General features: G+C 71.4%; 27 protein-coding genes. 7 read left to right on the top strand and 20 right to left on the bottom strand.

Features of this window, described 5'->3' with window-relative positions:
* Nucleotides 1-141 precede the first annotated feature (141 nt).
* The 5 genes from WFI16_RS10725 to def all read right to left on the bottom strand — a co-directional run bounded on the left by WFI16_RS10725 (nucleotide 142) and on the right by def (nucleotide 4,320).
* The gene (locus tag WFI16_RS10725; protein WP_419897831.1) at nucleotides 142-1,248 is read right to left on the bottom strand and encodes an OmpA family protein; all 1,107 of its coding nucleotides are present in this window, start codon (nucleotides 1,246-1,248) and stop codon (nucleotides 142-144) included.
* A 177-nt stretch (nucleotides 1,249-1,425) separates the two neighbouring features.
* Nucleotides 1,426-2,562 (bottom strand): 5-(carboxyamino)imidazole ribonucleotide synthase, encoded by a 1,137-nt coding sequence (locus WFI16_RS10720; RefSeq protein WP_419897830.1) that lies wholly within the window; start codon nucleotides 2,560-2,562, stop codon nucleotides 1,426-1,428.
* On the bottom strand, nucleotides 2,559-3,014 hold the full coding sequence (gene purE, locus WFI16_RS10715; RefSeq protein WP_419898196.1) for a 5-(carboxyamino)imidazole ribonucleotide mutase: 456 nt from the start codon (nucleotides 3,012-3,014) through the stop codon (nucleotides 2,559-2,561). Before purE ends, WFI16_RS10720 begins: the two co-directional genes overlap by 4 nt.
* Before the next feature lie 149 nt (nucleotides 3,015-3,163).
* Entirely contained in the window at nucleotides 3,164-3,796 is a 633-nt protein-coding gene (locus WFI16_RS10710; protein ID WP_419897829.1) for a COQ9 family protein, read from the bottom strand.
* Complete coding sequence (gene def / locus WFI16_RS10705; protein WP_419897828.1) at nucleotides 3,793-4,320, bottom strand: peptide deformylase; 528 nt, start codon at nucleotides 4,318-4,320, stop codon at nucleotides 3,793-3,795. The genes WFI16_RS10710 and def overlap by 4 nt, the downstream gene beginning before the upstream one ends.
* A 239-nt stretch (nucleotides 4,321-4,559) precedes the next feature.
* On the opposite strand from def, the gene rpsU reads away from it, so the two are divergent.
* From rpsU to WFI16_RS10680, 5 genes are all read left to right on the top strand, one after another.
* Nucleotides 4,560-4,763, top strand: coding sequence for a 30S ribosomal protein S21 (gene rpsU, locus WFI16_RS10700; protein WP_007006360.1), 204 nt, complete (start codon nucleotides 4,560-4,562; stop codon nucleotides 4,761-4,763).
* A 273-nt stretch (nucleotides 4,764-5,036) separates the two neighbouring features.
* Nucleotides 5,037-6,200, top strand: a complete 1,164-nt coding sequence (locus WFI16_RS10695) for an efflux RND transporter periplasmic adaptor subunit (RefSeq protein WP_419897827.1) — start codon at nucleotides 5,037-5,039, stop codon at nucleotides 6,198-6,200.
* Between the two features lie 12 nt (nucleotides 6,201-6,212).
* Nucleotides 6,213-9,293 (top strand): efflux RND transporter permease subunit, encoded by a 3,081-nt coding sequence (locus WFI16_RS10690; protein ID WP_419897826.1) that lies wholly within the window; start codon nucleotides 6,213-6,215, stop codon nucleotides 9,291-9,293.
* A gap of 96 nt (nucleotides 9,294-9,389) precedes the next feature.
* Nucleotides 9,390-11,069, top strand: coding sequence for a solute carrier family 23 protein (locus WFI16_RS10685; protein WP_419897825.1), 1,680 nt, complete (start codon nucleotides 9,390-9,392; stop codon nucleotides 11,067-11,069).
* A gap of 111 nt (nucleotides 11,070-11,180) precedes the next feature.
* Nucleotides 11,181-12,560: an MFS transporter gene (locus WFI16_RS10680; protein ID WP_419897824.1), complete on the top strand. Its 1,380-nt coding sequence runs from the start codon at nucleotides 11,181-11,183 to the stop codon at nucleotides 12,558-12,560.
* Here WFI16_RS10680 and WFI16_RS10675 read toward each other — a convergent pair whose 3' ends face one another.
* The 8 genes from WFI16_RS10675 to WFI16_RS10640 form a co-directional block, all read right to left on the bottom strand.
* A complete protein-coding gene (locus tag WFI16_RS10675) occupies nucleotides 12,561-13,313 on the bottom strand; it encodes an HpcH/HpaI aldolase family protein (protein WP_419897823.1) in 753 nt (250 codons plus the stop codon).
* Between the two features lie 11 nt (nucleotides 13,314-13,324).
* Nucleotides 13,325-14,041, bottom strand: coding sequence for an amino acid ABC transporter permease (locus WFI16_RS10670; protein WP_419897822.1), 717 nt, complete (start codon nucleotides 14,039-14,041; stop codon nucleotides 13,325-13,327).
* 23 nt (nucleotides 14,042-14,064) lie between these two features.
* A complete protein-coding gene (locus WFI16_RS10665; RefSeq protein ID WP_419897821.1) occupies nucleotides 14,065-14,916 on the bottom strand; it encodes an ABC transporter substrate-binding protein in 852 nt (283 codons plus the stop codon).
* Between the two features lie 115 nt (nucleotides 14,917-15,031).
* Nucleotides 15,032-15,499, bottom strand: a complete 468-nt coding sequence (locus WFI16_RS10660) for a MaoC family dehydratase (RefSeq protein WP_419897820.1) — start codon at nucleotides 15,497-15,499, stop codon at nucleotides 15,032-15,034.
* A complete protein-coding gene (locus WFI16_RS10655) occupies nucleotides 15,490-17,094 on the bottom strand; it encodes an acyl CoA:acetate/3-ketoacid CoA transferase (RefSeq protein ID WP_419897819.1) in 1,605 nt (534 codons plus the stop codon). Before WFI16_RS10655 ends, WFI16_RS10660 begins: the two co-directional genes overlap by 10 nt.
* Complete coding sequence (locus WFI16_RS10650) at nucleotides 17,094-18,236, bottom strand: acyl-CoA dehydrogenase family protein (protein ID WP_419897818.1); 1,143 nt, start codon at nucleotides 18,234-18,236, stop codon at nucleotides 17,094-17,096. Before WFI16_RS10650 ends, WFI16_RS10655 begins: the two co-directional genes overlap by 1 nt.
* 9 nt (nucleotides 18,237-18,245) lie before the next feature.
* Nucleotides 18,246-18,623, bottom strand: a complete 378-nt coding sequence (locus tag WFI16_RS10645) for a tautomerase family protein (protein WP_419897817.1) — start codon at nucleotides 18,621-18,623, stop codon at nucleotides 18,246-18,248.
* Nucleotide 18,624: 1 nt separating this feature from the next.
* Complete coding sequence (locus tag WFI16_RS10640) at nucleotides 18,625-19,665, bottom strand: LacI family DNA-binding transcriptional regulator (protein ID WP_419897816.1); 1,041 nt, start codon at nucleotides 19,663-19,665, stop codon at nucleotides 18,625-18,627.
* 140 nt (nucleotides 19,666-19,805) lie between these two features.
* Between WFI16_RS10640 and WFI16_RS10635 the strand changes: the two genes are divergently transcribed.
* Together WFI16_RS10635 and WFI16_RS10630 are read left to right on the top strand one after the other, a co-directional pair.
* Nucleotides 19,806-20,738 carry a dihydrodipicolinate synthase family protein gene (locus WFI16_RS10635; protein ID WP_419897815.1) on the top strand — a complete coding sequence of 311 codons (933 nt, stop codon included), beginning with the start codon at nucleotides 19,806-19,808 and terminating at the stop codon, nucleotides 20,736-20,738.
* A gap of 12 nt (nucleotides 20,739-20,750) precedes the next feature.
* Nucleotides 20,751-21,629 carry a dihydrodipicolinate synthase family protein gene (locus tag WFI16_RS10630; RefSeq protein WP_419897814.1) on the top strand — a complete coding sequence of 293 codons (879 nt, stop codon included), beginning with the start codon at nucleotides 20,751-20,753 and terminating at the stop codon, nucleotides 21,627-21,629.
* Nucleotides 21,630-21,817: 188 nt separating this feature from the next.
* Here the strand turns inward: WFI16_RS10630 and WFI16_RS10625 are convergent, their stop codons facing one another.
* The 7 genes from WFI16_RS10625 to WFI16_RS10595 form a co-directional block, all read right to left on the bottom strand.
* Complete coding sequence (locus tag WFI16_RS10625) at nucleotides 21,818-22,669, bottom strand: ABC transporter substrate-binding protein (protein ID WP_419897813.1); 852 nt, start codon at nucleotides 22,667-22,669, stop codon at nucleotides 21,818-21,820.
* A gap of 117 nt (nucleotides 22,670-22,786) precedes the next feature.
* Nucleotides 22,787-23,644 carry a LysR family transcriptional regulator gene (locus WFI16_RS10620; RefSeq protein WP_419897812.1) on the bottom strand — a complete coding sequence of 286 codons (858 nt, stop codon included), beginning with the start codon at nucleotides 23,642-23,644 and terminating at the stop codon, nucleotides 22,787-22,789.
* Between the two features lie 45 nt (nucleotides 23,645-23,689).
* Nucleotides 23,690-23,998, bottom strand: coding sequence for a hypothetical protein (locus WFI16_RS10615; RefSeq protein WP_419897811.1), 309 nt, complete (start codon nucleotides 23,996-23,998; stop codon nucleotides 23,690-23,692).
* A complete protein-coding gene (locus WFI16_RS10610; RefSeq protein WP_419897810.1) occupies nucleotides 23,995-24,909 on the bottom strand; it encodes a dihydrodipicolinate synthase family protein in 915 nt (304 codons plus the stop codon). Before WFI16_RS10610 ends, WFI16_RS10615 begins: the two co-directional genes overlap by 4 nt.
* The gene (locus WFI16_RS10605; protein WP_419897809.1) at nucleotides 24,906-25,349 is read right to left on the bottom strand and encodes a MaoC/PaaZ C-terminal domain-containing protein; all 444 of its coding nucleotides are present in this window, start codon (nucleotides 25,347-25,349) and stop codon (nucleotides 24,906-24,908) included. Before WFI16_RS10605 ends, WFI16_RS10610 begins: the two co-directional genes overlap by 4 nt.
* A complete protein-coding gene (locus WFI16_RS10600) occupies nucleotides 25,349-25,759 on the bottom strand; it encodes a MaoC/PaaZ C-terminal domain-containing protein (protein ID WP_419897808.1) in 411 nt (136 codons plus the stop codon). The genes WFI16_RS10605 and WFI16_RS10600 overlap by 1 nt, the downstream gene beginning before the upstream one ends.
* Complete coding sequence (locus WFI16_RS10595; RefSeq protein ID WP_419897807.1) at nucleotides 25,756-26,916, bottom strand: acyl-CoA dehydrogenase family protein; 1,161 nt, start codon at nucleotides 26,914-26,916, stop codon at nucleotides 25,756-25,758. Before WFI16_RS10595 ends, WFI16_RS10600 begins: the two co-directional genes overlap by 4 nt.
* Nucleotides 26,917-26,923: the final 7 nt, after the last annotated feature.

The raw sequence follows: 26,923 nt of genomic DNA, 5'->3' as shown, positions 1-26,923 counted from the left end.
GGCCGCGCTGGCAAAAGGGCCGCCCCTGCGAAGGGGCGGCCCTTTTTGCGTCCCACCTTCGCCGCCAGACGGCGGCGGCCAGACAAAAAAAGGGCGCCCCGAGGGGCGCCCTTTCTCTTTGCCGGGAAACCGGCCTGCGGATTAGCGCAGGACGATTTCGACGCGGCGGTTCTGCGGCTCGCGCACGCCGTCGGCGGTCGGGACCAGCGGACGGCTCTCGCCGAAGGCCTGGACCGTGATGGCCGAACGGGCGACGCCCAGGCGGACCAGCTCGGCGGCCACGGCGTCGGCGCGACGCTGCGACAGGCGCTGGTTGTACTGCGGCGAACCGGCGCGGTCGGCGTGGCCGGCCACTTCGATGCGGGTCGCCTGCACGCGGCCGGAGTTCTGCGCGGCCTCGGCGATGATCTGGCGGGCACGGTCCGTCAGGTCAGCGCGGTCGAAGTCGAAGAACACCAGGTAGGTGCGGGCCGGGGCCGGGGCAGCGGCCGGGGCCGGGGCGGCCACCGGGATCGGCGCCGGCGGGACCGGGGCGTTGAAGGCATAACGCAGGCCCAGGAACACCGAGTGGTTGTAGTTCTCGGAGTCGACCTTGGTGCGGGCCGTGGTCACGCCAGCAGCGTTACGCGAGACCGCGGTGAACTCCGGGTCCAGCGAACCCAGGAAGCGGTACTCGGCGGTGATCGCCAGGCCCGGAACGGCGGCGATCGGGAAGGCGGCGCCGGCGATGCCCTGGAAGGCGAACTGGCCGTCGTCACCATCGATCGTCACGCGCGAGGCGCCAGCGCCGCGGCTGCGGACGACGTCGTAGTCGTGCCACACATAGCCGACGCCCGCGCCGACATACGGAACAACCGGGAGGCCCAGGTTGAAGTCGTACAGGGCGTTGACCATCGCGCCATAGGTGCGGACGGTGCCACCGATGCCCGGCAGCGTGCCGCCGGCCTTCAGGGTGTCAACGTCGTTCTGGCGGTAGTTGCCCTCGACCTCGGCGCGCAGGCCGTTGCCGAAGCCGTAACCGATGCTCAGAACGCCGCCGAAGCCGTGCTCGAACTCACCCTCGATCTTGCGGGTGGCGCCACGGGCCGTCTGCATCGCAGCGGTCGAGCCGGAAGCGGTGATGTCCGCGTCCTGCAGGTAGTTGTAGCCAGCGCCAGCGCCGAGATAGACGCCAGTGATCGGCTGCGCCTGAGCCGCGAGCGGCAGCGACAGAACCGTCGCGGCCAGAAGCGCCTTCTTGAGGCTCATTAGAATTCTCCTCGATCCACCAAAGGCATGCTCGCAGCGCGCATCCACGAAGATCCCCCCCGAGTCACGGCGCCGCGTGAACCCTGAAGTAGCACTCTCTGCGGCCGCTTGCAGTATGCTGTGCCACGTTTCCCACCACCTGTGGCATCCGCGCCACAGGCACCATGGGCATTTTGGTCACAGACCCGCGAGCACCTCGGAATCTTCCATATTTTTCAGAGTATTAAGGGGGATGACCCGGTTGGCGTGGCCCATCTTCCGCCCCGGGCGCGCGGCCGCCTTGCCATAGAGATGCAGGGCCACGCTGTGGTCGCCCTGCAACGCCGGCAGCTTTGCCATGCCCTCAGCGCCGACCAGGTTGCGCATGACCGCGTCGGAGTGCCGCTCGGGGCTGCCGAGCGGCAGGCCGGCGACGGCGCGGACATGCTGGTGGAACTGGCTGGCGAGGCAGGCATCCATCGTCCAGTGGCCGGAATTGTGCGGCCGCGGCGCGATCTCGTTGCCCAGCAGGCTGCCATCGGGCAGCAGGAAGAACTCGACCGCCAGCACGCCGACCAGCTCCAGCGCCTCGGCGACCCGGCCGGCATGGCGGCGGGCGGCCTCGGCGGCGGCCTGCGGCACCCGGGCGGGGGCGAAGGACAGGTCGAGGATATGGTGGTGGTGGTGGTTCTCCACCGCGTCATAGACCGCCGTGGTGCCGTCCAGCCCGCGCGCGGCGACCGCCGAGAGCTCCTGGGTGAAGGGCACGAAAGCCTCGAGAATCAGCGGCTTGGGCTCGAGCCGGGCGAAGGCGGCGGCGAGGTCGGCGGCCTCGCGCAGCACCGCCTGGCCGCGGCCGTCATAGCCGAGCCGGGTGGTCTTCAGCACCGCCGGCAGGCCGATCTCGGCGACCGCCGATTCGAGCTCCGCCAGGCTGTGGACCGCGCGCCAGGGGGCGACGGGCACCCCCGCCTTCTCCAGGAATTCCTTTTCCAGAAGACGGTCCTGGCAGACCGCCAGGGCCTTCCAACCCGGCCGGCAGGGCACCAGAGGAGAAAGGATCTCCAGGGTGCGGGCGGGGACGTTCTCGAATTCGAAGGTCACCACATCGACGGCGGCGGCGAAGGCCTGCAGCGCCTCGACATCCTCGTAGCCGGCGACGGTGCTGGCGGCGGCCACCTGCATGCCGGGCGAATCGGCGTCGGGCGCATAGATGTGGCAGCGATAGCCGAGCTCGGCGGCGGCGAGCGCCGACATGCGGCCAAGCTGCCCGCCGCCCAGGATGCCGATGGTGGCATTGGGGGGCAGCGGCGCGGAGGGGGCGGTGCCGCTCATGCCGGCTCCTCCGCGACGGACGCCGTCTGGGCGGCGCGGTAGTCGTCGAGGCGGGCGGCGAGCGCCGCATCGGTGGTGGCCAGCATGGCGGCGGCCAGCAGCGCGGCATTGACCGCGCCGGCACGGCCGATGGCCAGCGTGCCCACCGGGATGCCGGCCGGCATCTGCACGATGGAGAGCAGCGAATCCATGCCCTTCAAGGCATGGCTCTCGACCGGCACGCCGAGCACCGGCAGGCGGGTCATGGCGGCGGCCATGCCCGGCAGGTGGGCGGCACCGCCGGCACCGGCGATGATGGCGCGCAGGCCGCGCCCGGCCGCGCCCTGGGCATAGTCATAGAGCCGCTGCGGCGTGCGATGCGCCGAGACCACCCGCGTCTCATGCGGGATGGCGAGCTTGTCCAGGGTCTCGGCCGCGTGCCGCATGGTCTCCCAGTCGGAACGGCTGCCCATGATGATGCCGACCAGCGGCGCGGAGGAGGTCTCGGTCACGCGGGAGATCCTTGCAGCAAGGGGCGGCCTGTGCCGCGACTCGCCCCTGCTTGCAAGTCCAAAGCGTGCGGGAAAGCTCAGCGCGGGAAGCCCTGCGCGGCACGGCTTGGTCAGGCGGCGCGGGGCCGCCGCTTCTGCAGCCGGGCGACATCGGCCAGCCGGCGGTCGAGGAAGTCCAGCGTCGCCGCCATGTCCTCGGCCCGCAGCCAGAAGGCCAGGGTGCTGCCATAGACCCCGGCCAGGATCATCCGCCGCGTGTGGAAGGACAGGTCGGTGGAGGCATCGCCCGCCGCCAGCCAGATGGCATCCACGGTGCGGGCGGTGGCCCGGGTGGCGGCGCCCAGATTCCAGGGCAGCGCCAGCAGCGCCCCGGCGCGGCGCACCGCCTCGCGATGCGGCGCCGCCTGCTGCAGCCGCAGCACCACCAGGGCGCGGATGCGGGCGGGGATGCGCAGCGTCTCCAGCCCCTGCGCCGCGGCGGCGGCGGCCATGTCGCGATCGGCCAGGTCGCACCAGGCCTCGACCAGGCCGACGGGCCCGGTGGGGAACAGCGATTCGGCGCCCTCCGGGTCGCGCCCCGCGGCGAGCAGGCCGGCGCGCAGGGCCGCCAGGCTCCAGCCCAGGCGCGGCACCTCCGGCAGCAGGGCGCGCAGCGCCGCGTCGCGCTCGGCGCTGCGCTCCAGCCCCCCGGCCGGGCAGCGCCTCGGCGCCGGGCCCGGGAGCGGATCCGGGATGCCGGTCACCGCGCGGTCTCCGCCGGGGCCGGGACGTGCTGGGCGGCGGCGGCACGGGCCAGCTCCTCGGTGAAGCCGAACAGGGCATGGTCGGTCATCCGACTCGGATAGAGGATGCCGTCCAGATGGTCGTATTCATGCTGCATGACGCGGGCCAGCATGCCCTCGGCCTCGCCTTCCACCGCATCGCCGTCGACATCGATGCCGCGGAAGGCGACGCGGTGCGCGCGCTCGACATTGCCGCGCAGCCCGGGGATGGAGAGGCAGCCCTCCCAGCCGCGCTGGTCGGGCGGGCCGAGCAGCTCGATCTCCGGGTTGATCAGCGCGGCGACACTGTCGCCGTTGCGCCAGACGAAGAGGCGCAGCGGCACATGCACCTGCGGCGCCGCCAGGCCGAGTCCCTGGGCGTCGAGCATGGTCTCGGCCATGTCGGCGATCAGCCGGCGGATCTCCGGATCGCGCGGATCCTCGACCGGCGCCGCGCGCTGCAGCAGGACGGGGTGGCCCATGCGGGCGATTTTCAGGATGGCCATGGCGGACGTCCTCCGTTGCGGGCGACAGGGTGCGGATGACAGGGCGGCGATGGGCTTAGATTGGGAACCGCCGCGCCCGCGGGAAGGGCTTTCATTCCGCCGGCCCGGCATGCTAAGGGCAGCGGCACCTTGCAGGAAGGCACCGGCGCTTGCACCGGCGCTTCGTGCTTCCTTTTCCACATTCCCCGCCGTGCCAGGACCTGGTGCCGGGACTTGCTCAGTAGAGGAGACCGCACAGCGTGCAGGTCGTCGTTCGGGACAACAATATCGATCAGGCCCTCAAGGCCCTTAAGAAGAAGCTGCAGCGCGAAGGCGTCTTCCGCGAGATGAAGCTGCGCCGCCACTACGAGAAGCCGTCGGAGCGCCGCGCCCGCGAGGCCGCCGAGGCCGTCCGCCGCGCCCGCAAGGTGGAGCGCAAGCGCCTGGAGCGCGAGGGCTTCTGACGTCCGTCAGGACCCGGCCGGCGCCCCTGCCGCAGGCGGGGACCCGGCCAGGTCCTGGGAGCGACTCGACAGCCGCGGGGTGGGCCCTTCCGGGCCTGCCATCCGCGGTTTTGTCGTTTTCGGCCGGATCGGCCATCCGGGCGGCCATGTTTCCGCAGAATGGCAGGCCTGCAGCACGGGAACGGCTGCGGCTCCGGTTATTTTGATGATTTAATGTAACAGCGGGCAACCGTCGCTTTGCGCTGCCGGCATGGCAGCCTAATGCCATGGGTCATGATGCCCCCGCGTTCGCTTCTCCCCCTCCTGGCGGGCGCGTTCAGCGCCGGCCTCCTGTCGCTGCTGGCCAGCGGCGCCACCCCGCTGCGGGCGCAGACCGCCGCGCCCAGCGCCACCCCCGCCCCTTCTGCCGGCCCCACCCTGCCGGTGGTGGTCAGCCCGGCGGCGCGCGGCCCGGTGCCGCTCGAGATCACCGTCAACGGCAATGTCGTCGCCGAGGCCACGGTCTCGGTGCGCAGCCGCGTCGACGGCCAGATCGAGAAGCAGCATGTCGAGGAAGGCCAGCGGGTGGAGCGGGGCCAACTGCTGTTCACCATCGATTCGCGCATGACCCAGGCGCTGCTGGCGCAGCAGGAAGCGCAGCTGGCGCGCGACCGCGCCCAGTCGGTGCGCGCCCGCTCGGATGCCAACCGCTACGCCTCGCTGCGCGGCGAGGGCTTCACCGCCGCCCAGCGCTACGAGCAGGCGCAGGCCGATGCCGCCGCCGCCGAGGCCACGGTCAAGGCCGGCGAGGCGCTGATCAGCCAGACCCGGCTGACGCTCGACTTCGCCAGCATCCGCGCCGAGATCGGCGGCCGGCTCGGCGCCCTGCCGCTGACCGAGGGCAACCTGGTGCGCGCCGGCGAGAACACGCCGCTGGCCACCATCACCCAGACCGACCCGATCCAGGTGCAGTTCGCCGTGCCCGAGCGCTGGCTGCCGGAGGTGCAGGCGGCGCTGCGTGGCGGCCGGCCGATGGTCACCGCGCATCCGCCGGGCGACCGCCACCCGCCGGTGCAGGGCAGCGTCGTCTTCCTGGACAGCCAGGTCGACACCACCTCGGGCACGGTGCAGATGAAGGCGCGCTTCGCGAACCCGGACAACGCGCTGTGGCCGGGCCAGTACGTCAATGTCGTGCTGGTGCCGCGGGTCGAGCCGGACGCGCTGAGCGTGCCGGTGCAGGCGGTGCAGACCGGCTCGGGCAACAGCCGCTACGTCTATGTGGTCGATGGCGAGAGCCGCGCCCGTCGCCGCGCCGTGACGCTGCAGCGGGTGGTCGGCGGCCGCGCCGTGCTGCAGGCCGAGATCGCCGCCGGCGACAAGGTGGTGATCGAGGGGGCGCAGCTGCTCTCCGACGGCGCCCGCGTCGTCGAGCGCCCCGCCAGCCGACCGCAGAGCTGAGGAACCGCCGGGATGCATATCTCCGAGCTCTGCATCCGCCGCCCGGTGATGACCGGGCTGCTGGCGGCGGCCGCGATCCTGGCCGGCATCGTCGCCTATTTCCAGATGCCGGTCGCCGCGGTGCCGCGGGTCGACTTCCCGGTGATCTCGGTCTCGGCCAACCTGCCGGGGGCCAGCCCGGAGACCATGGCCAATTCGGTCGCCCTGCCGCTGGAGCGCGAATTCTCCACCATCGCCGGCATCGACCAGATGTCGTCCACCAGCGGCCAGGGCACCACCCAGATCACCCTGCAATTCGTGCTCGGCCGCAGCATCGACGCCGCGGCGCTCGACGTGCAGGCGGCGATCAGCCGCGCCCAGCGGCGGCTGCCGGCCGAGATGACCAACCCGCCGAGCTTCCGCAAGACCAACCCGGCGGATGCGCCGGTGGTGCTGCTGAATCTCCGCGGCGGCGACGTCCCCCTCTACCGGCTGAACGAGATCGCCGCGGTGCTGATCTCGCCCGCCCTGTCGCGCATCCCGGGCGTCGCCCAGGTGGTGACCTATGGCGAGCAGAAATACGCCGTGCGCGTGCAGCTCGACCCGGACCGGGTGGCGGCGCTGGGCCTCGGCTTCGACGAGGCGCAGCGGGCGATCGCGGCCGCCAACAGCAACACCCCGGTCGGCACGCTGAACGGCCCGCGCCAGCAGCTGACCCTGCGCGCCAATGACCAGCTGCAGGATGCCGAGGCCTTCGGCCGGCTGATCATCGGCGGCCGCGGCACGTCGCCGATCCGCGTGCAGGACGTGGCCCGCGTGGTCGACGGGGTGGAGAACAACCGGGTCGCCGCCTGGATGAACGGCGATCGCGGCCTGACCCTGGCGGTGCAGCGCCAGCCCGACGCCAACACGGTCGAGGTGGTGGACGGCGTCCGCGCCGCCCTGCCCGGCCTGCAGGCCGCGCTGCCGCCGGGGGCCGAGGTCACGGTCATGCTGGACCGCTCGGTCTCGATCCGCGACGCGGTGCATGACGTGCAGCACCACCTGATGATCGCCATCGGCCTGGTGGTGCTGGTGATCTTCCTGTTCCTGCGCAAGGTCAGCGCCACGCTGATCCCGGGCATCGCCGTGCCCATCTCGCTGGCCGGCACCTTCGGCGTCATGTACGCGCTGGGCTACGGCATCGACAACATCACCCTGCTCGGCCTGACCCTGGCGGTCGGCCTGGTGGTGGACGATGCCATCGTCATGCTGGAGGCCATCGTCCGCCACATGGAGGAGGGCATGGCCCCCTTCCCGGCGGCGATCCGCGGCGCCAAGGAGATCGGCTTCACCATCATCTCGATCACCCTGTCGCTGGTCGCGGTTTTCCTGCCGATCCTGATGATGGGCGGCGTGGTGGGGCGCGTCTTCAACGCCTTCGCCGCCACCGTTTCGCTGGCGGTGGTCGTCTCCTGCGTCGTCTCGCTGACGGTGACGCCGCTGATGGCCCGTTACCTGCCGGCGCATGGCAAGCCCAGCCGCTTCGACGCCTTCCTCGAGCGCGGCTTCCGCGCCGTCGAGCGCGGCTATGGCTGGATGCTGGACGTGACGCTGCGCTTCCGCTTCGGCGTCTGGGTGGTGTTCCTGGCCTCGATCGGCCTGTCGGTCTGGCTGGCGGTGACCATCCCCAAGGGCTTCTTCCCGGTCGAGGATACCGGCCTGCTCAGCGTCGGCACCGAGGGGCCACAGGACGCCTCCTTCGACGACATGGGCCAGCGCCAGGCGCGCATCGCCGAGATCATCCGCAACCACCCCTCGGTGGAGCTGGTGAACTCGATCGTCGGCATCAGCGGCAGCAGCCAGGCGCTGAACCAGGGCCGCATGTTCGTGCAGCTGAAGCCGCGCGCCCAGCGCAAGCCGGTGACCGAGATCATCCAGGAGCTGCGGCGGCAGACCGGCGGCATCCCCGGCATGCGGGTCTTCTACAACCCGATCCAGAACCTAAATTTCGGCGCCCGTCAGTCGCGCACCCTCTACCAGTACACGCTGCAGGGGCTGCGCTCGGAGGAGCTCTACGACTGGTCGGAGCGGATGACCGAGGCGCTGCGCCGGCTGCCGATGCTGCAGGACGTCAACACCGACCTGCAGATGGCGGCGCCGATCCTCTCGGTGAATGTCGACCGCGACCGCGCGGCGGCGCTCGGCGTCACCGTCGACCAGGTGCGCCAGGCGCTCTACTCCGCCTTCGGGGCGCGGCAGATCAGCACCATCTTCGGCGCCTCGGACAGCTATTCGGTCATCCTGGAGGCGCTGCCGCGCGACCAGATGGACGAGACCGGCCTGTCCAAGATCTATCTGCGCGGCAGCGGCGGGCGGCTGGTGCCGCTGGCCGGCATCGCCACGCTGGAGCGCCGGGTCGGGCCGCTGACGGTGGCGCATCAAGGCCAGCTGCCGGCGGTGACCATCGGCTTCAACACCGCGCCGGGGGTCGCGCTGGGCCAGGCGACCGAGGCCATCGCGGCGGTGGAGCGCGAGCTCGGCCTGCCGCCGACCATCGTCTCCGGCTATGCCGGCACGGCGCAGATCTTCCAGCAGGCGCTGGCCGGCCAGGGGGCGCTGCTGATCGCCGCGGTGCTGATCGTCTATGTCGTTCTGGGCGTGCTGTATGAGAGCCTGGTGCATCCGCTGACCATCCTCTCCGGCCTGCCGCCGGCGGCGCTGGGCGCGCTGGCGACGCTGTGGCTGTTCGGGCTGGACCTGTCGGTGATCGCGGTGATCGGCGTGCTGCTGCTGATCGGACTGGTGAAGAAGAACGCCATCATGGTGGTCGACGTGGCCCTCGCCCGGCAGCGCGCCGGCGAGGATGCGCTGGTCGCGGTGCGCGAGGCCTCGATCCTGCGCTTCCGCCCGATCATGATGACGACGCTGGCCGCCGCCGCCGGCGCCGTGCCGATCGCCGCCGGCTGGGGCGCCGCGGCCGAGCTGCGCCAGCCGCTGGGCCTCGCGGTGGTGGGCGGCCTGGCGGTGTCGCAGGCGCTGACCCTGTTCGTGACGCCGGTGCTCTATCTCGCCTTCGACGGCCTCGCGCGGAAGTTCAGCCGCGCTGGCGTGGCGGCGCAGCCGGCGGAATAGGCCAGAGCGGTCCGGGGGGAGGCACTGCCCCCCGGCTGCCGGCCACCCTTCCCTGCCCGCGCGTCCCGGTCCATCCTGCCGCCAGAGCCCGGGGGGATGACACGCTTGGACAGCTACGGCCGCGACGACGCCGTCCCTTTCGGCACCCTGCTGGTCGCCGTGCTGCAGCACATGGGGCTGATGAGCATCATCCTCATCTTCCCGCTGCTGGTCGCCGATGCGGCGCGGCTGGACCTGGTGACCACCGCACGGCTGGTGACGCTGTCGATGATCGCCATCGGCGTCGCCAGCTTCCTGCAATGCCTGCGCTGGCGCGGCATCGGCAGCGGCTTCCTGCTGCCGGCGGTGTTCAGCGCCGCCTATCTGCCGCCGCTGCTGGCCGCGGCGAAGGGCGGCGGCCTCGGCGCCGCGGCCGGGCTGATCATGGTCGCCGGGCTGACCCAGATCCTGCTGTCGCGCCTGCTGTTCCGCATCCGCCGGCTGCTGCCGCCGGAGATCATGGGGCTGGTGGTGCTGCAGATCGGCATCACGCTGGGGCTGATCGCGGTGCGGCTGATGCTGACCGGCGGCGATGTCGCCGGCCGCGGCCAGGCCGAGTTCTACGGCGCCACGGTCGGGGTGACGCTGGCGCTGACCGTCGGCGCCGCGGTCTGGGGCGGGCTGGCCTGGCGGCGGGCGGCGATGCTGCTGGGCATGGCCGGCGGCACGGCGACCCACCTGCTGCTGCCGCTGCTGGCCGGCGGCACGACGCCGGCGGTCCCGGCCCTGCCGCTGGAATGGGTGGTCTGGCCGCTGGCGGTGCCCAGCCTGGACCTGGTGCTGGTGCCGGGGGTGCTGGTCGGCGCCGTCGCCTGCACGCTGCGCGCCGCGGGCGACATCGTGGTCAGCCAGCAGGCGGCCGATCCGCGCTGGCGGCGGCCGGATTTCGAGACGATCCGCGCCGGCGTCCTGGCCGACGGGCTGGGCACGCTGGCGGCCGGCATCCTGGGCACCGTGGGCGTCAACACCTATTCCGCCTCGGTCGGCCTGGCCCGCGCCACCGGGGTGCTGTCGCGCCGCGTCGGCTTCGGCATCGCCGCCGGCTGGCTGCTGGTCGGGCTGGTGCCGGGCAGCGCGCGGCTGCTGCTGGCCATCCCGCTGCATGTGGTGGCCGCCTGCCTGTTCTTCGCCGCGACCCATATCGTCATGGCCGGGATGGGCATCCTGACGCAGCGCGTGCTGGACACGCGGCGCATCCTGGTGATCGGCGCGGCGCTGATCCTCGGCCTGTCCTTCGACGCCCTGCCCGGCTTCTATGCCGGACTGCCGGATTTCGCGCGCGGCCTGGTCAGCTCCTCGCTGGCGCTGTCGGTGGTGGTGGCGCTGGCGCTGAACGCGGTACTGCAGATCGGCACGGCGCCGCGCAGCCGGCTCGAGTGGCGCGCCGGCGACCTGCCCCCCGACCTCGCCGCGCTGACCGAGGGTGCGGCGCGCGGCTGGGGGCTGCGCGCCGACACCGCGACCCGCATGGCGATGGTGGCGGCCGAGCTCGGCGAGGTCGCCGCCCTGCTGGCGGCGCCGGGAACGCCGCTGCGGCTCGACCTGGCGCTGCTCGGCACCACGGTGCGGCTGACGCTCTCCTGGCAGGGCGAGGCGGTGCCGGAGGCGCCCTGGCAGGGTGCCGAGTCGCTGGAGGAGGAAAGCGGCGCCATCGCCCTCGCCCGCCGCCTGCTGGAGCATCTGGCCGACCGGACGCAGCTGGCGCCGGGCCGGATCACCGCGGAGATCGAGGACTAGCCCTGCGGCCGCCGCGTCTGGCCGGGCGCCGCCGACAGGGCTAGCTTGGCACCAATCCTAGCTGCCCGGCGGAGCCTGATGCCCCAGGAAGACGCGCTACCCGAACCGAAGATGCCCGACCCCCGGGTGATGGCCGCGATCGTCGCCAGCGCCCTGTTCATGCAGAACCTGGACAGCACCGTGGTGGCGACCGCCCTGCCCGCCATGGCGCGCTCGCTGGGCGAGGACCCGCTGGTGATGGGCGTCGCCATCACCTCCTACCTGGTGGCGCTGACCGTCTTCATCCCGCTCTCCGGCTGGGTCGCCGACCGCTTCGGCGCCAAGCAGGTCTTCATGGTGGCGATCGCCACCTTCACCTTGGCCTCGGCCTTCTGCGGCCTGTCCAGCGGCCTGGCCGAGATGGTGGCGGCGCGCGTGCTGCAGGGGCTGGGCGGCGCCATGATGGTGCCGGTCGGACGCCTGTTGCTGCTGCGCCGGGTGCGGAAGGAGGAACTGCTCTCGGTCACCACCTGGCTGACCATGCCGGGGCTGCTCGGGCCGCTGCTGGGGCCGCCGGTGGGCGGGCTGCTGACCGACCTGATCTCCTGGCGCGCGGTGTTCTGGATCAATGTCCCGGTCGGGCTGCTCGGGCTGCTGCTGGTCTGGCGGGTCATCCCGGCGCTGCCGCGCAGCCTGCCGCCGCCGCCCGACCTGCGCGGGCTGACCCTGGTCGGCGCCGCGCTGGCCGCGCTGATGTTCGCCTTCGAGACGCTGGGCCGCGGCCTGGTCGCGCCCTGGCTGGCCGAGGCGGCGCTGGCCGCCGGCCTCCTGCTGAGCTTCGTCGCGGTGCGGCACTGCCTGCGTGCCGCCAACCCCGCCCTCGATTTCTCCCTGCTGGCGATCCCGAGCTTCCGGGTGCCGAACGTGGCCGGCACCATCTTCCGGGTCGGTGCCGGCGCGGTGCCCTTCCTGGTGCCGCTGACCCTGCAGCTGGGCTTCGGCGCCAGCGCCTCGCAGAGCGGCATGATCAGCTTCGCCACCGCCCTCGGGGCCTTTGCCATGAAGCCGATGGCGAAATTCGCGCTGCGCCGCTTCGGCTTCCGCAACGTGCTGATCTGGAACGCGGTCTGCGCCGCGCTGACCATCGCCGCCTGCGGCGCCTTCCGCCCCGGCTGGCCGATGGCGGCGGTCTTCGTCGTGCTGCTGCTGGGCGGGCTGTTCCGCAGCCTGCATTTCACCACGCTGAACACCCTGGCCTATGCCGATGTGCCGCAGGAGAAGCTCTCGGCCGCGACCAGCCTCTACAGCACGGCGCAGCAGCTGCCGCTGGCGCTCGGCGTGGTGGTGGCCTCGGCGGCGCTGCAGATCAGCGTCGCGGCGGGCGGGCGGGAGGTGGCGGCGATGCCCGACTTCACCGCCGCCTTCCTGACCGGCGCGCTGCTGACCCTGCTGGCGGCGCCGCTGGCCATGCGCCTGCCAAAGGAGGCCGGCGAGGACATCGTGCAGCGCTGATCAGCCGAAGTTTTCTTTCAGTTTTCCGGCCAGCTCGCGGGCGCCGTCGACCAGCAGGTTGATGTCGTTGGTGCCGACGACCAGGCGGGCACCGAGTGCCACCGCATGCGAGGGCAGCAGCGCCGGCGGCAGGCCGATGACGCCGAAGACCTTGCCCGCCGCATGGGTGGCGGCGGCGATGGCCTGGAAGGCGTCGCGCACCGCCGGATGGTCCAGCAGACCGGGATGGCCGAGATCGTTCGCCAGGTCGTTGGCGCCCACCATCACCGCGTCGATCCCGGGGGTCGCGGCAATGGCCGCGGCCTCGGCCAGGCCATTGGCGCTCTCGATCATGGCGACCAGGGTGGTCTCCGCCTCGGCGGCGGCCATCATCGCTGTCACCGGCGGATTGGCGAAGCCGAAGCCGGCCAGCGGCCCGGGCACCGAGCGCCCGCCAATGGGCGCGAAGCGGCAGCGGGCGACGATGTCGCGCGCCTCGGCGGCGCTGTCGACATGCGGGATCACCAGCCCCTCGGCGCCAATGTCGAGCAGCCGGGCCAGGTCCGGCTGCCGTGGGCCGGTGGCGCGCACCAGGCAGGGCAGCCCGGCCAGCCGCGCCGCCAGCGTGATGCGGGCGATGGCGGCCAGGTCGAAGGCGGCGTGCTCGGTATCGACCAGCAGCCAGTCGAGGCCGGCGCTGCGGGTGATGGCGACGATCTCCGGCTCGCGCAGCACGCAGGCGGCGAGGCCGAGCAGCGGGCGCGGCCCTGTCAAAGCGCGGCGCATCATGCCGGATTGGCCGCCGGCACCGCGGCGCCGGGCCGCGGCGCCGAGGCAGTCTCGGCATAGCCGCGGCCGTAATGCGCCTCCAGCCGGACCTGCACCAGGTTCCACAGCGTGGTCAGCACCAGGTAGTAGACGGCGGCGACGCAATAGAGCTCCAGCACCTCGAAGCGCTCCTGCATCAGCACCTGGCTGCGGCGCATCAGCTCCTCCAGCGAGATGACGGAGGCCAGCGAGGTCGCCTTCAGCAGGCCGTTGAGCGAGTTGCCCAGCGGCGGGATGATCAGCCGCGCCACCTGCGGCAGCAGCACCAGGCGCAGCGTGTTCCAGCGCGACAGGCCGAGCGCATGGGCGGCCTCGCGCTGGCCCTTGGCGACGCCCTGGAAGCCGCCGCGGATGGTCTCCGACAGATAGGCCGCCTCGTTCAGGCTGAGCGCCAGCAGCGCCGAGGGCAGCACGCCGAGCTTGATGCCCAGCTGCGGCAGGCCGGTATAGATCAGCACCAGCTGCACCAGCAGCGGCGTGCCGCGGAACACCCAGACATAGCCGCGCGCCGGCAGCGACAGTGCCACGCTGCGCGACATCCGCATCAGGGCCAGCGCGGTGCCGAGGACCAGGCCGATGCCCATGGTGGCGACGGTCAGCCCGATCGTCACCAGCACGCCCTGCAGCAGATAGGCATTGGTCAGATAGGACAGGAAGGCGTTGACGTCGAACATCGGCCGGATCCCCTGCCCCTGCCTCAGCTGCCGCCGGGGCCGGGGCCGCGGATGGCGAAGCTGCTGCCGGCCAGCCGGGTCATGCCGAACTTGTCGAACAGCCGGTCATAGGTGCCATCGGCCTTCAGCGCGTTCAGCGCATCGGCGAAGGCCTGGGCCATCACCCGGTCGCGGAAGGCGAAGGTGATGTCGGTGCCGAACAGGCCGCTCAGATGGATTTTTGCGACCTTCTTCTGCACGAGATCATTCGCGGTCTCGTCGATGTTGACCGCGGCCTCCAGCTGGCCGGCGCGCAACGCGGCGACCGTCTCGCTGGCGGTGGAGAAGGTGCGGAAATCGATCGGCTTCAGCCCGCGCGCCACCATCTCGGCATTCACCTCGCGCGACTTGCGCTCCTGGTAGGTCGCGCTCTCGATGCCGACGACGCGGCCGGCCAGGTCGTCGAACCTGGTGATGGTGAGGGTGCTGGTGGGCAGGGTGTAGACGCTGATCGCCTGCTGCGCATGCGGCACCATGTAGAACAGGCGCGAGCGCTCCTCGGTCCAGAACAGGCCGGTGTTGATGGTATCGAACCGGTTGGCGCGCAGGCCCGGCACCATCGGCGGGAAATCCATGCGCAGGAAGACCGGCTCCAGGCAGAGCTTCTGCGCGACGGCGCGGGCCAGCTCGACATTGAGGCCCTGCAGCTCGCCGCTGCGGTCGACGAATTGCTGCGGCGGCAGGGTCGGGTTGATCGACATCTGCCACTTGCCGGCTTCCAGCAGATTCGCCGCCGGCACCCTGGGCGCGCAGGCGGCGGCGGGGGCTTGCGCCTGGGCGACGCCGCCCAGCAGGAGGGCGCCGGCAAGACCGGCGAAAAGGCGACGCATCAGCATGGCTTGTATCCCGTTGCTCGAATTGCCTGGCCACCCGCGATCGCTGCGGCCACCACTCACGACAGGAATCAGTTGGTCCAGCAAACCGCGTGCCACCGGCACGGAACTTCGCGAATCAGCCGCGCGCCAGGATCAGCGCGACATGCTCGGCCTCGATGACCACCGCGCCATCCTGGTTGACCAGCTCGAGGAACTCGGTGACCAGGCCGCGGCCGGGCTGGCGGCTCGGCCGCGCGGCGGTGAAGCGGAAGCGCAGATGCAGTTCGTCGCCGGCCAGCACCGCCTGGCGGAAGCGCACCTTGTCCCAGCCCATCGAGGCGATCGAGCTCTCGTCGTAGAGCCGCAGCCCGGTCTTCAGCCCTTCCATCAGCGCCAGGCCGTAGAGACCGTGCGCGATGACCGCCGAAAAGCCGCGGCTGCGGCAATAAGCCTCATCCTTGTGCAGCGGATGCTCGTCCAGGGTCAGCCGGCCGAAACCGGCGATATCCTCCGCGGTGACGCGGTGCGACGCCGTCTGCCATTCCTGACCGATGACGATGTCCTCGAGGAACAGGCTGGAGGCGGGCGGGGTGGTCAGGCGCATGGCTTCGCCACCCTTGGCCGCGCCGCCTGGCGCAGGAACTCGTCGCGGATCGCCATCGGGCCGGGGCGGAACAGCCGGCCGTCCATTGGCCGCAATTGCGGGCTGATGGCGGGGCGGAACGCCATCTGGTCGAGCACATCCTCCTGCAGCCGGATGCCCGGCGCCAGCTCGGTCAGCAGCAGGCCCTCCTCCACCAGCTCGAAGACGGCGCGCTCGGTGACGAAGCTGACCTGCTGGCCCTTCTGCCGCGCCTGCGCGCCGCTGAAGCTGACCTGCTCGACCTCCTGCAGGAACTTTTTGATTCTGCCTTCTTGAGTGATGGCGATGCCTTCGCCGGTAACGGAGAGATCGAGGCCGCCGCCGGTCAGCGTGCCGCTGAACACCAGGCGCCGGGTGTTCTGCGTGATGTCGATGAAGCCGCCGGAGCCCGCGAAGCGGTTGCCGAAGCGGGTGACATTGACATTGCCGTGGCGGTCCACCTGGGCAAACGACAGAAAAGCGCAGGACAGGCCGCCGCCATCGTAGAAATCGAACTGGTAGCCCTGGTCGAGGATCGCCCGCGGATTGATCGCGGTGCCGAATTCGCGGGCATGGCCGGGCACGCCGCCGATCACCCCGGCCTCGACGGTCAGGGTGATCAGGTCCTCGATGCCCTCTTCCGCCGCGACATTCGGGATCATTGCCGAGACGCCGACGCCGAGATTGACCACGTCGCCAGGGCGCAGCTCCAGCGCGGCGCGGCGCGCCATGACGCGGCGCTCGCTCATCGGGTCGGGCAGGATGGCCGAGGTCGGGATGCGCGTCTCGCCGCAGCGGCTCGGGTCGAAGACGGTGCCGAAGGTCTGCATCTGCCCGGGCTCGACCACCAGGTAGTCGATCAGGAAGCCGGGAATCTTGACCATCTGCGGATGCAGGCTGCCGCGACGGACCATGCGCTTGACCTGGCAGATAACGATGCCGCCGGCATTGTGCACCGCCTGGGCGATCGAGAGGTCCTCGCGGGTGGTCGCCTCGTGCTCCATGCTGACATAGCCGTCCTCATCCGCGGTGGTGCCGCGGATCAGGGCGATGCGCGGCGTCTCGGCGACGCGGTAGAACAGGAAATCGCGGCCGCGCAGCGAGATGGTCTCGACCAGTTCCTCGGTGGTGCGCGGGTTCATCCGCCCGCCGCCCAGCCGTGGATCCATGTAGGTGTCGAGCCCGACATGGGTCAGCACCCCCGGCTGCCCGGCCGCCAGCGCGCGGCACAGCCCGGTCATCACGCCCTGGGGAAAGTTGTAGGCCTCGACATGATTGCCGTCGATCAGCGCCATGAAGGGCACCTGCAGCCCGTAATGGCCGCCATAGACCCGCTTCACCAGCCCCGGATGCGCGAAATGGCACATGCCGTGCTCGCTGATGGCGCCGACGCCGGTGACGTGGAACAGCGTCAGATCATGCGGGCCATGGCCGTCGAGGAAGCGGCGCTCCACCGCCTCGATCACCGCCTCCGGCGTGCCGGTACCGCCATTGCCGCCGATGATGACGAAGTCGCCATCCTGCACCAGCGCGGCGGCGGCCTCGGCGGAGATGACGCGCGGGGCAGTGGCGCCCATCAGGCCATCTCCTTCTCGACCTGGCGGGCGATGATCAGCCGCTGGATCTGGTTGGTGCCCTCGTAGATCTGCGCCAGCCGCACGTCGCGGAACAGCCGCTCGACGCGGTACTCGCGCGAATAGCCGTTGCCGCCATGGATCTGCAGCGCGTTGGAGACGTGCTTCATCGCCATGTCGGTGGTGAAGAGTTTTGCTTGCGCCGCCTCCTTGGCGATGCCGTGCCCGGCATCATGCAGCCGCGCCGCGTGGTGGATCAGCAGGCGGGCGGCGGCGATGTCGGTCGACATATCGGCCAGCATGAACTGCACCGCCTGGAAGCCGATGATCGCCCCGCCGAACTGTTTTCTCGATTTCGCATAGGCGACGGCGTCCTCGAAGGCGGCCTGCGCCATGCCCAAGGCCATCGCCGACATCATGAGGCGGGAAAAATTGAAGTTGCCCATGGCCATCTTGAAGGCACCGTTCTCGGGGCCGACCACCGCGTCCGGCGGCGCGCGCACGCCGTCCAGGGTGATCATGCAATCCTCGAGCCCGTGCATGCCGAGCAGCTCCTCGTTCTTGCCGCGGATCAGTCCCGGCGAGGCGCCATCGAGGAGAAAACAGCTGATCGCCTTGTGGCCGCCCTCTGTGCCGCTGCGGGCGAAGACCATCAGCGCATCGACCACGCCGCCCAGCGTCACCCAGGCCTTGGTGCCGTCCAGCACCCAACCCTCGGCGTCGCGCCGCGCCGTGGTGCGCAGGCCGGCGACGTCGGAGCCATGGTCGGGCTCGGTCACCGCGGTCGCCGGGATGATGTCGCCCGCCAGGATGCCAGGAATCAGCGAACGGTGCCGCTCGTTGCCGTGCTGATGCAGGAACACCGCCGCCTCGACCGGGATGGCGAAGGCGTTGGCCACCGCGCCGGAGCAGCGCGCCAGCTCCTCCATGGCGATGCAGGCGCCGATCGCCCCCATGCCGGCGCCGCCCGCTGCCTCCTCCAGCGCCACGCCGAACAGGCCAAGCTCGGCCATGCCTTTGTAGAGGCCGCGATCGAAGCGGTCCTCGCGGTCGATCGCCGCGGCGCGGGGCAGGATCTCCTTCTCGGCGAAGCGGCGGGCGGTGTCGCGGAGCGCCGTCTCGGCGTCGGTCATGAAGCGGTGCATGGCGAGATCTCAGCCTGGCTCGGCGTCGCTGGACAGGCGGCCGCCATGCGCCACCTCGTCCAGCGCGCGGTCGAAGAAATAGACGGCGAGCGTCTGCGCCGGCACGCCGTAATGGCGCGCCAGCAGCGGGGTCAGCAGCCCGGCCGCGCGCCGCCGCGCGGCGGCGTCGCGGCGATAGGCGTGCAGCTTGGCGAGGATGCGCTGCGGCCCGGCCTCCCCCATGCGGCCGGCATGGCCGTAATGCGAGGCGGGCACGTCGAGGAAATAGATTGAGACGGTTTCCGGCCCGACGCCGAAGGCCGTGCAGACCGCCACCGTCGCCTCGCCGACCACCACGGCGCGGCTGGCGGCGTCGAGCGGCGGGGCGAGCAGTTCGAGATAGGGCATGTCACGCCTCCAGCCGGCGGCAGGACTGGCGCTCGATCAGCCGGGCGCCGATGCGGTATTCCGGCGCGGCGCGGCTGCCGCCCTCGCCGCGCAGCCGCTGCAGCAGCCGGTCGGCGGCGAGCTCCGCCATTGCCTCGGCGCCGCTGTCGACCACGCTGATCGCCGGGCGCTGCCAGGCGAAGCCGGGCATGTCCTCGTAGCAGAGCAACGACAGCTGCTCGGGCACCAGGATGTCGCGCTCGGCAAGGCCGCGCAGCACGCCGAGCGCGGATTCATGGTTGGCGACGAACAGCGCGCTCGGCCGGTCGTCGCGGTCGAGCAGCTGCCGGCAGCCGGCCAGCCCGGTCTCCGGGGCATAGCGCCCGGCATGCACCAGGCTGGGATCGAAGCCGATGCCGGCCTCCTCCAGCGCGCGGCGATAGCCGGAGAGGCGCTCGCGCCCCGAGGTGGTCTCCTGCCGCCCGACGATCAGCCCGATGCGGCGATGGCCAAGGCCGATCAGGTGCTGCGTGCCGGCATAGGCGCCCTCGGGATCGGCGGCCAGCACCGTCTCCAGCCGCGTCCCCTCGTCGCGGCGGACGACGCAGGTGACGGGGACGCCGGCACGCTCCAGCGCCGCCAGCTGCGCGCCGTTGCGCCCGGTCGGGCAGATGATCAGCCCGTCGACCCGCTGGTCGGAGAGCGTCGCGATGGTCGCCGCCTCCTGCTCCGGATCGTCGGCGGTGATGCAGAGGATCGCTTGGTAGCCGGCGGCGCGCAGCCGCTGCTGCACCACCTCGGCCAGCACGCGGAAGGAGGCATTGGTCAGGTTGTGCACCACCAGCCCGACGAGGCGCGAGGAGCGCGTCTTCAGCCCGCGCGCCAGGGTGTTGGGGCGGTAGCCCATCTCGGTGGCGATGCGCTGCAGCCGCTGCTCGGTGGCGCGGCTGGTCAGCCCGCCGGCCAGCGCGCGCGAGGCGGTGCTGACCGACACCTTGGCCGCCCGCGCCACGTCGCGCAGCGTCACCGCAGCCGGACCGGAGGGAGGAAGCGTCTCCTGCATGCCGCGCAGCATCGCTCGCAATCGTTTGCGGGCGCAAGTCCGAATCATTCGAGGCGCTCTGGAATCTCCCTTGACCATTCTGGCGGAAATGAATTTGACTGGCGCCGCAAACGTTTGCGACCGGACTTGAAAGGCGGGGCATGGACCTGACCGGAATTGGCGGCATCTGGCCCGCCTCCCTCACCCCCTTCGCGCCGGATGGCCGTATCGACGAGGCCGCCCTCGCCGCGCATCTGGCACAGCTTGCCGGCGTGCCCGGCGTGCGCGCCCTGGTGGTCAACGGCCATGCCGGCGAGGCCACCTCGCTCGACGCCGCCGAGCGCGCGCTGGTGATCCGCGCCGCGCGCAACACCGCCGGCGACACGGTCGGCGTCGTCGCCGGCATCGTCGCCGAGGACACGCGCGGCGCCTGCGCCCTGGCGCGCGACGCCGCCGCGGCCGGGGCCGACGCGCTGCTGCTGTTCCCGCCGCTGCTCTTCGCCAATGGCGCCGAGGCGCGGCCGGAGATGGCGCTGGCCTTCGTCAAGGAAGTGGCCGCCGCGACGCCCTTGCCGATCGTGCTGTTCCAGCTCTCCCGCGCCTCGGGCCTCGGCTATGCGACGCCGCTGCTGGCGCGGCTGGTGGCCGAGGTGCCGCAGATCATCGCGGTCAAGGAAGGCAGCGACATCCCCGCCGTCTACGAGGACAATCTGCGCGCGCTGCGGGAATGCGACCGCCCGGTCACCGTGCTGACCACCAACAATGGCTGGCTCTTCGCCTCGCTGAGCTACGGCGCCGACGGCATCCTGTCCGGCATCGGCAGTGTCGCCAGCGACATTCTGGCGGAGATGTTCGCGGCCAGCCAGGCCGGCGACATCGCCGCCGCGCGCGCCGCCAACGACCGGCTGCTGCCGCTGGCCCGCGTCTTCTACCGCCGTCCGGGGCTCGACATGCACAACCGGATGAAGACGGCGCTGCACCTGCTGGGCCGCCTGCCGCATCCCGATCCGCGACCGCCGCTGCTGCCGATCACCGCGGCCGAGCGCGAGGAGATCCGCGCTGCCCTGGTCGCCGCCGGCCTGCTGGCCGCCTGAAGGAACCGACCCGTGACCAAGAGCTTCCGCGGCACCTATACCGTGATGATCACCCCCTTCACCGAGGACGGGGCGCTCGACCTGCCGGCCCTGCGTGACTTCGTCGACTGGCAGATCGCGCAGGGCATCCACGGGCTGATCCCGCTCGGCTCCACCGGCGAATTTTTGTCCTTGTCGGACGACGAACATGTCGCCGTCGCCGAGACCGTCATCCGCCAGGCTGCCGGGCGCGTGCCGGTGCTGGTCGGCACCGGCGCGGAGGACACGCGCGAGGTGGTGCGCCTCAGCCGTCGCGCCGAAAAACTCGGCGCCGACGGGGTGATGATCATCCCGCCCTTCTATTCGACGCCGACCGACGACGAGCTGTTCCACCACTACAGCACCGTGGGCGACGCCATCGGCCTGCCGATCATGGTCTACAACAACCCGGCGACCGCCAATGTCGACCTGAAGCCGGCGCTGGTCGCGCGCCTCGCCGAAATCCCGAACTGCCTCTACATCAAGGAATCGACGCTGGAGGTGACGCGGGTGCGCGACATCATCCGGCTCTGCGGCGACAGGATGACGGTGTTCGGCGGCATCCTCGGCTTCGAGAGCTTCGTCGAGGGCGCCGAGGGCTGGGTCGCCGTCGCCTCCAACCTGGCGCCGGGGCCGCTGGCGAAGCTGTTCTCCCTCGTCGCCGACGAGCAGAAGCTGCTGGAGGCGCGCGAGCTCTATTTGCGCTACCTGCCGCTGATCGAGTTCGTCGGTGGCCAGTACTACGTCGCCGGCACCAAGGCCCTGCTGCGCCATATGGGCCGCCCGGTCGGCGCGCCGCGGCCGCCCCGCCTCCCCCTGCCAGCGGATCGGGATGCGCTGGCGAAGGCGATCGTGGAAAAACTGAAGCTGTGACACGGAAAGATCAGGGGCAGGTCGGGGGAATGAATTCCCCCGAACCCCCTTCTTCCTTCTGATCACCGGCCGTTTGATGACCGGCGCCTTCACCTAAAGCGACACGAGGGCATCATGGCGGGGCGGCAGTGCAGGTCGCACTGCAGCCGGGCCGCTTCGCCCCCTCCGCACGTGGGCATGGTCTTCCCTTACGAAGCGCTCGGTCCGCGAATGCCAAAGACCTGGTCCGCCGGCAGCGGCGTCAGGCCGAAGCGCTCGAACAGCTTGGCATAGGTGCCATCCTCGCGCAGCGCGGTCAGCGCCTTGGCCACCGCCTCGGCGACGCTGCGGTCGCGGAAGGCCATGGCGCTCGGCGCGCCGCCCAGCCGCTCCAGCGCGGTGCGGGTCATGCCGCGGCGCGCGGTGTCGACGGCCATGTAGTCCAGCAGCGCGGCGGCATCGCCCTGGCCGGCGCGCAGCGCGGTCATCGCCTCGGTCGCCGTGGTGAAGCCGCGGATGGTGACGGCGGGCTTGCCGCGCTTGACCAGGTCGTCGCTCAGCGCGCGCAGCCAGCGCTCCTGGTAGGTATTGACCTCGATCACCACCGCCTTGCCGGCCAGGTCGTCGGGCGCGCTCATCTGCAGGCTGCCATTGGCCGGCACGGCGATGCTGATCGCCTGCAGCGAATAGGGGACGAGCGCGAAGAGCTTGGCGCGCTCCTCGGTCCAGAACATGCCGGTGTGGATGCCGTCGAAGCGCCCGGCCTGCAGCGCCGGGATCATCGGCGGGAAGTCCATCCGCACGAAGCTCATCTCGAGGCAGAGCTTGGCGGCGATGGCGCGGCCGAGCTCGACATTCAGCCCCTGCAGCTCGCCCTTGCTGTCGACGAATTGCTGCGGCGGCAGGGTCGGGTTGATGGAGAGCTGCAGCTTGCCGGGCGTGACCAGCGCCTCGGGCTTCACCGCGGCGACGGGGGTGCAGCCCTGCGCGACGGCGAGGCCGGGCGCGAGCAGCAGCGCCGCGGCCAGCGCCAGCTTAAGGCGGATGCGGGATATCGGCATCGGAGCTCCGGTGGTTGGCGCGGCCAGGTGCTGGCCGCCACGGCTTCGCAAGATGTCAGCCTAGGACTGAAACTTTGCCGACCCCAAGCATCGGCTCTATCAGAAGTCGGGGCCTCGCTATGCCTCCAGCGAATAGGCCTCTGGCAGCGCCTCGCGCAGCGCCAGCACGGCATAGAGGGTGACCGGCACGCCGGGACGGAACGGCCGGATGGCGATGCGGCGCGGATCGGCGGCGGCGGCGGTCAGCGGATCGGCGATGCTGGCGCCCAGCCCCTGCTCGACCAGGCGCAGCCCGACATTCATGAAGCGCGTCTCGATCGCCGGGGCGAAGGGCTGTGCGGCGCGGCGGAAGGCCTCGGCCACCAGCGCCTGGATGCGGGTGCCGGCGGGGGCGGCGATCAGCGGGCTGGCCTGCAGGTCCTGCGGCGTGACGAAGGGCAGCGCGGCCAGCGGGCTGTCGGCCGGGCAGGCGCAGACCATCTCCAGCTGCAGCAGCGGGCGGGCATCGATGCCGGGGCGCGGATCGGGCTCCATCACCAGGCCGAGATGGGTGATGCCGGCCTCCAGCGCATCCAGCATCTCGGTCATCGAGCGGGTCTCGATCGACAGCGCCACCTGCGGATGCCGAGGTGCCAGGCGGGCGAAGAGCCGCGGCACCAGCGAATCCGACAGTTCCGAGGTGGCGGTGACGCGCAGCCGGCCGCTGCGGCTGGCGCGCAGGTCGCCGGCCTTCTGGCGGATGCCCTGGAACATCAGGAACAGCGGCTCGGAATCGAGATAGAGGCTTGTCGCCTCCTCGGTCGGCACCAGCCGGTTGTTCAGCCGGTGGAACAGCGGGAAGCCGAGCTGCTGCTCCATGTTCTTGATGGCGTTGCTGACCGCCGGCTGCGACATGCCGATCTCGGCGGCGGCGCCGACCGTGGTGCGCAGCCGCATCACCGCCCGCAGCACCTCGAGCTGTCGCAGATTGAGCATCGCCGCCTCCCCTGCCGGCGCGCCGTCCCCGGCGCGCCCTTTGGGTCAAGCAGGATCCACGCCAGAAGGCAGCGGCGCCAGCACCTGCCGCATGAAGTTCCGCACATGTGGCGTCAGGTGGAAGAAGCCCTTGGCCGCCTGGAATTCGGGGGTGTCGTAGACCCAGGGGCCGGCGATCTCATAGACGGCGGCATGGCGCGGGCCGCCATCCTCGACGGTGAAGCGCCGGGCGGAGAGCCAGCCGGGGCAGGCCAGCAGCGCCGGGATATGCTCCGCCTCGTACCAGCGGTTGAACTCCGCCTCCTGCGCCGGGTCGACATCGACGCGGACGATGTGCAGCCAGGGCCCGCTCACGGCAGCACCCCGGCCTCGGTCATCGCGCGCCGCAGCGCCGCGATCTCGGCGGCGTCGAGCGCCGGCAGCGGCGCGCGGCAGGTGGCGCTGTCCAGCCGGCCGAGCAGCTGCAGACAGGCCTTCAGCCGCGGCGTCGCCAGGCCGGGCGGGGCGGCGCCGTAGATCGCCTCGGCCAGCGGGGTGATGCGCGCGTGCAGGGCGCGGGCCGCGGCCAGGTCGCCGGCGCGCACGGCGCGGTCGAGGGCGACCACCAGCTCCGGCGTCACCGCCGCCAGGCTGACCAGGCTGCCGCGGCTGCCGATGGCGAAGCAGGGGAAGAGATGCTCGTCGCCCGAGGCCATGACCGCGACATCGGGCCGCGCCGCGGCGGCGATGCGGCGGGTGCGGTCATAGGCGGCGGTCTCCCAGCTGCCCTCCTTGATGCCGGCGACCCGCGGCAGTTCCAGCAGCGCGCGCAGCAGATCGGCCGGGAAATGCAGCCCGCCCGAGCGGTGCGACCCCTGGAACAGGAAGACCGGCAGGCCGGTCGCGTCGTGGATGGCACGGTGATGCGCGATCACCAGGCGCGGATCGACGCCGATTGCCCAGGAAAACGGCGCGAAGATCATGATCGCGTCGGCGCCCAGCGCCTCGGCCTGGCGCGCCTGGGCGGCGGCGGCGGCAGAGGAGTCGGCGACCACCCCGGCGACGATCGGGCTGGCCCCGGCCACCGCCCGCGTCTCCCGCAGCACGAGGGCCATCTCGTCGGGGGTGAGAAGGAAATTCTCGCCGGCATGGCCGTTGACCAGCAGGCCGTGGATCCCCGGGCAGGCCAGCACGGCCGCGGCATGGTCGCGCAGTGCCGCCGGGTCGATGGCGCCGTCCGGCGTCATCGGGCAGATGATCGAGGCGTAGATCCCGTCGACGCTCATGCGGCGGCCACCCCTGGCCTGGGACGCGGGTATTTCAGCGTGGCGCGGGCCTTCAGCACCTCGAGCCCCGCCTCGTTGCGGGCGCTGGCCTCCCAGACCAGGGTGCGGGTGGCCGGGTCGCGCTCGGCGATCCAGACCTCGATGGTCAGGGTGTCGCCGTAGAAGACCGGGCCGGTGAACCAGAAGCGGTCCTCGATCGAGATGCCCAGCGTGCCGGCCAGCTCGGCGGTCAGCACGCTGGTGCAGAGCCCGGCCACCATGATGCCGGGCGCCAGGCGGCGGCCGAAGCGGGTGCCGGCGGCATAGCCCTCGTCGATATGCACCGGGCCGAAATCGCCGGTGGCGGCGATGTAGAGCGCGCCATCGGCCTCGGTCACCGTCTTGGCCAGGCTGACCCGGTCGCCGACGGCCAGGCTGTCGAAGGGTTTCGCGTCGTACATCAGAAGGCGACCGGGACCAGCGTGGCGCTGCCCTGCATCACCGCGCCGGCGCCGTCCTGGCTGGCGGCCACGCGGAAAGCCAGCGCGCCATCCGCCTCGCCCAGGAATTCGGCGCTGGCCTCGATGCTGGCGCCGACCGGCACGGCGGCGGCGAAGTCGAGGGAGAGCGCGGCGATGCGGTGGCCGGGACCGGCCAGCCGGTTCAGGCAGGTGGTGACCAGGGCGCCCACCACCAGCTCGAAGGCCAGCATGTCGGGGGCGCCGGCGGCGCGGGCGCGCGCCGCATCGACATGCAGCGGCGCCAGATTGCCGGAGATGCCGGTGAACATCGCCTGCTCGGCGACGGTCAGGGTCTTGCGGAAGGCGAGGCGGGCGCCGGGCTGCAGCGCCGGGGGGACGGTCGCGCTCACAGCGACAGCCCGTGCTTCATCACGCCGCGGGCGATCAGCATGCGATGGATCTCCGAGGTTCCGTCATAGATCCGCGTGACGCGGGCATCGCGGTAGATGCGCTCGAGCGGCAGGTCCTTCGAATAGCCGGCGCCGCCGAACAGCTGGATGGCGCGATCGGCCACCCGCCCCAGCATCTCCGAGGCATAGACCTTGACCATCGAGACCTTGTCGCGCGGGTCGCGCCCCTGATCGAGCTCCCAGGCGGTGTTCAGCACCATCATCCGGGTGGCGAAGATCTCGGCGGCGCTGTCGGCCAGCATCTGCTGCACCATCTGGAACTCGCCGATCGGCTGGCCGAACTGCTTTCTCTCGGTTGCCTGATGGCGCATCAGCTCGAGGACCCGGCTGGCCATGCCGGTGCAGCGGGCGCCGATATGGGCCAGGCGGATGCCAGCGACGGTGCCCATGATCAGCCGGAAGCCGCCGCCGACCTCGCCGAGCACGGCATCGCGCGGGATGCGGCAGCCCTGGAAGGCCAGCTCGGCATGGCCATAGCCGCGATGGCCCATCATCGGCTGCTTGCGGGTCATGCTGAAGCCCGGCGTGTCGCGGTCGACCAGGAACAGGGTGATGCCGCCGCGCGCCCGCTTCTCGCGGTCGGTCAGCGCCATGACGATGGTGTAGTCGGCGATGTCGCCATCGCTGATATAGTGCTTGGTGCCATCCAGCACCCATTCATCGCCCTCCAGCCGCGCGGTGGTGGCGATCGAGGCGGCATCCGAGCCGGCGCCCGGCTCGGTGATCGCCATGGCGCAGATCTTCTCGCCGGCGACGGTGGGCAGCAGGTAGCGCTCGCGCTGCGCGCCCTGGCAGGCCAGCAGCATCGGATAGACCTGGCCGAAGACGCGGCGGATCAGCGCGTCCGAGGTCTTTCCCAGCTCCTCCTCGACCAGGCACATCTCCAGCGTCGAGAGGCCGCCGCCGCCCACCTCCTCCGGCATGTTCATCGCGTAGAGGCCGAGCGATCTCGCCTTTGCCTTGAGGACAGAAAGCCTGTCCAGCGGCACGCTGCCGGCGGCCTCGACCTCGGCCTCCAGCGGCTGCACCTCCTGCGTCACGAAGCGGCGCACCGTGGCGACCAGGTCCTGCATGTGCTCGGGCGTGGTGAAATCCATGATCCTG

This window comes from Roseomonas sp. USHLN139, from assembly GCF_037145735.1.
In the GTDB taxonomy this organism is placed as follows: domain Bacteria; phylum Pseudomonadota; class Alphaproteobacteria; order Acetobacterales; family Acetobacteraceae; genus Pseudoroseomonas.
This window is presented reverse-complemented; position numbering and strand designations above follow the sequence as displayed.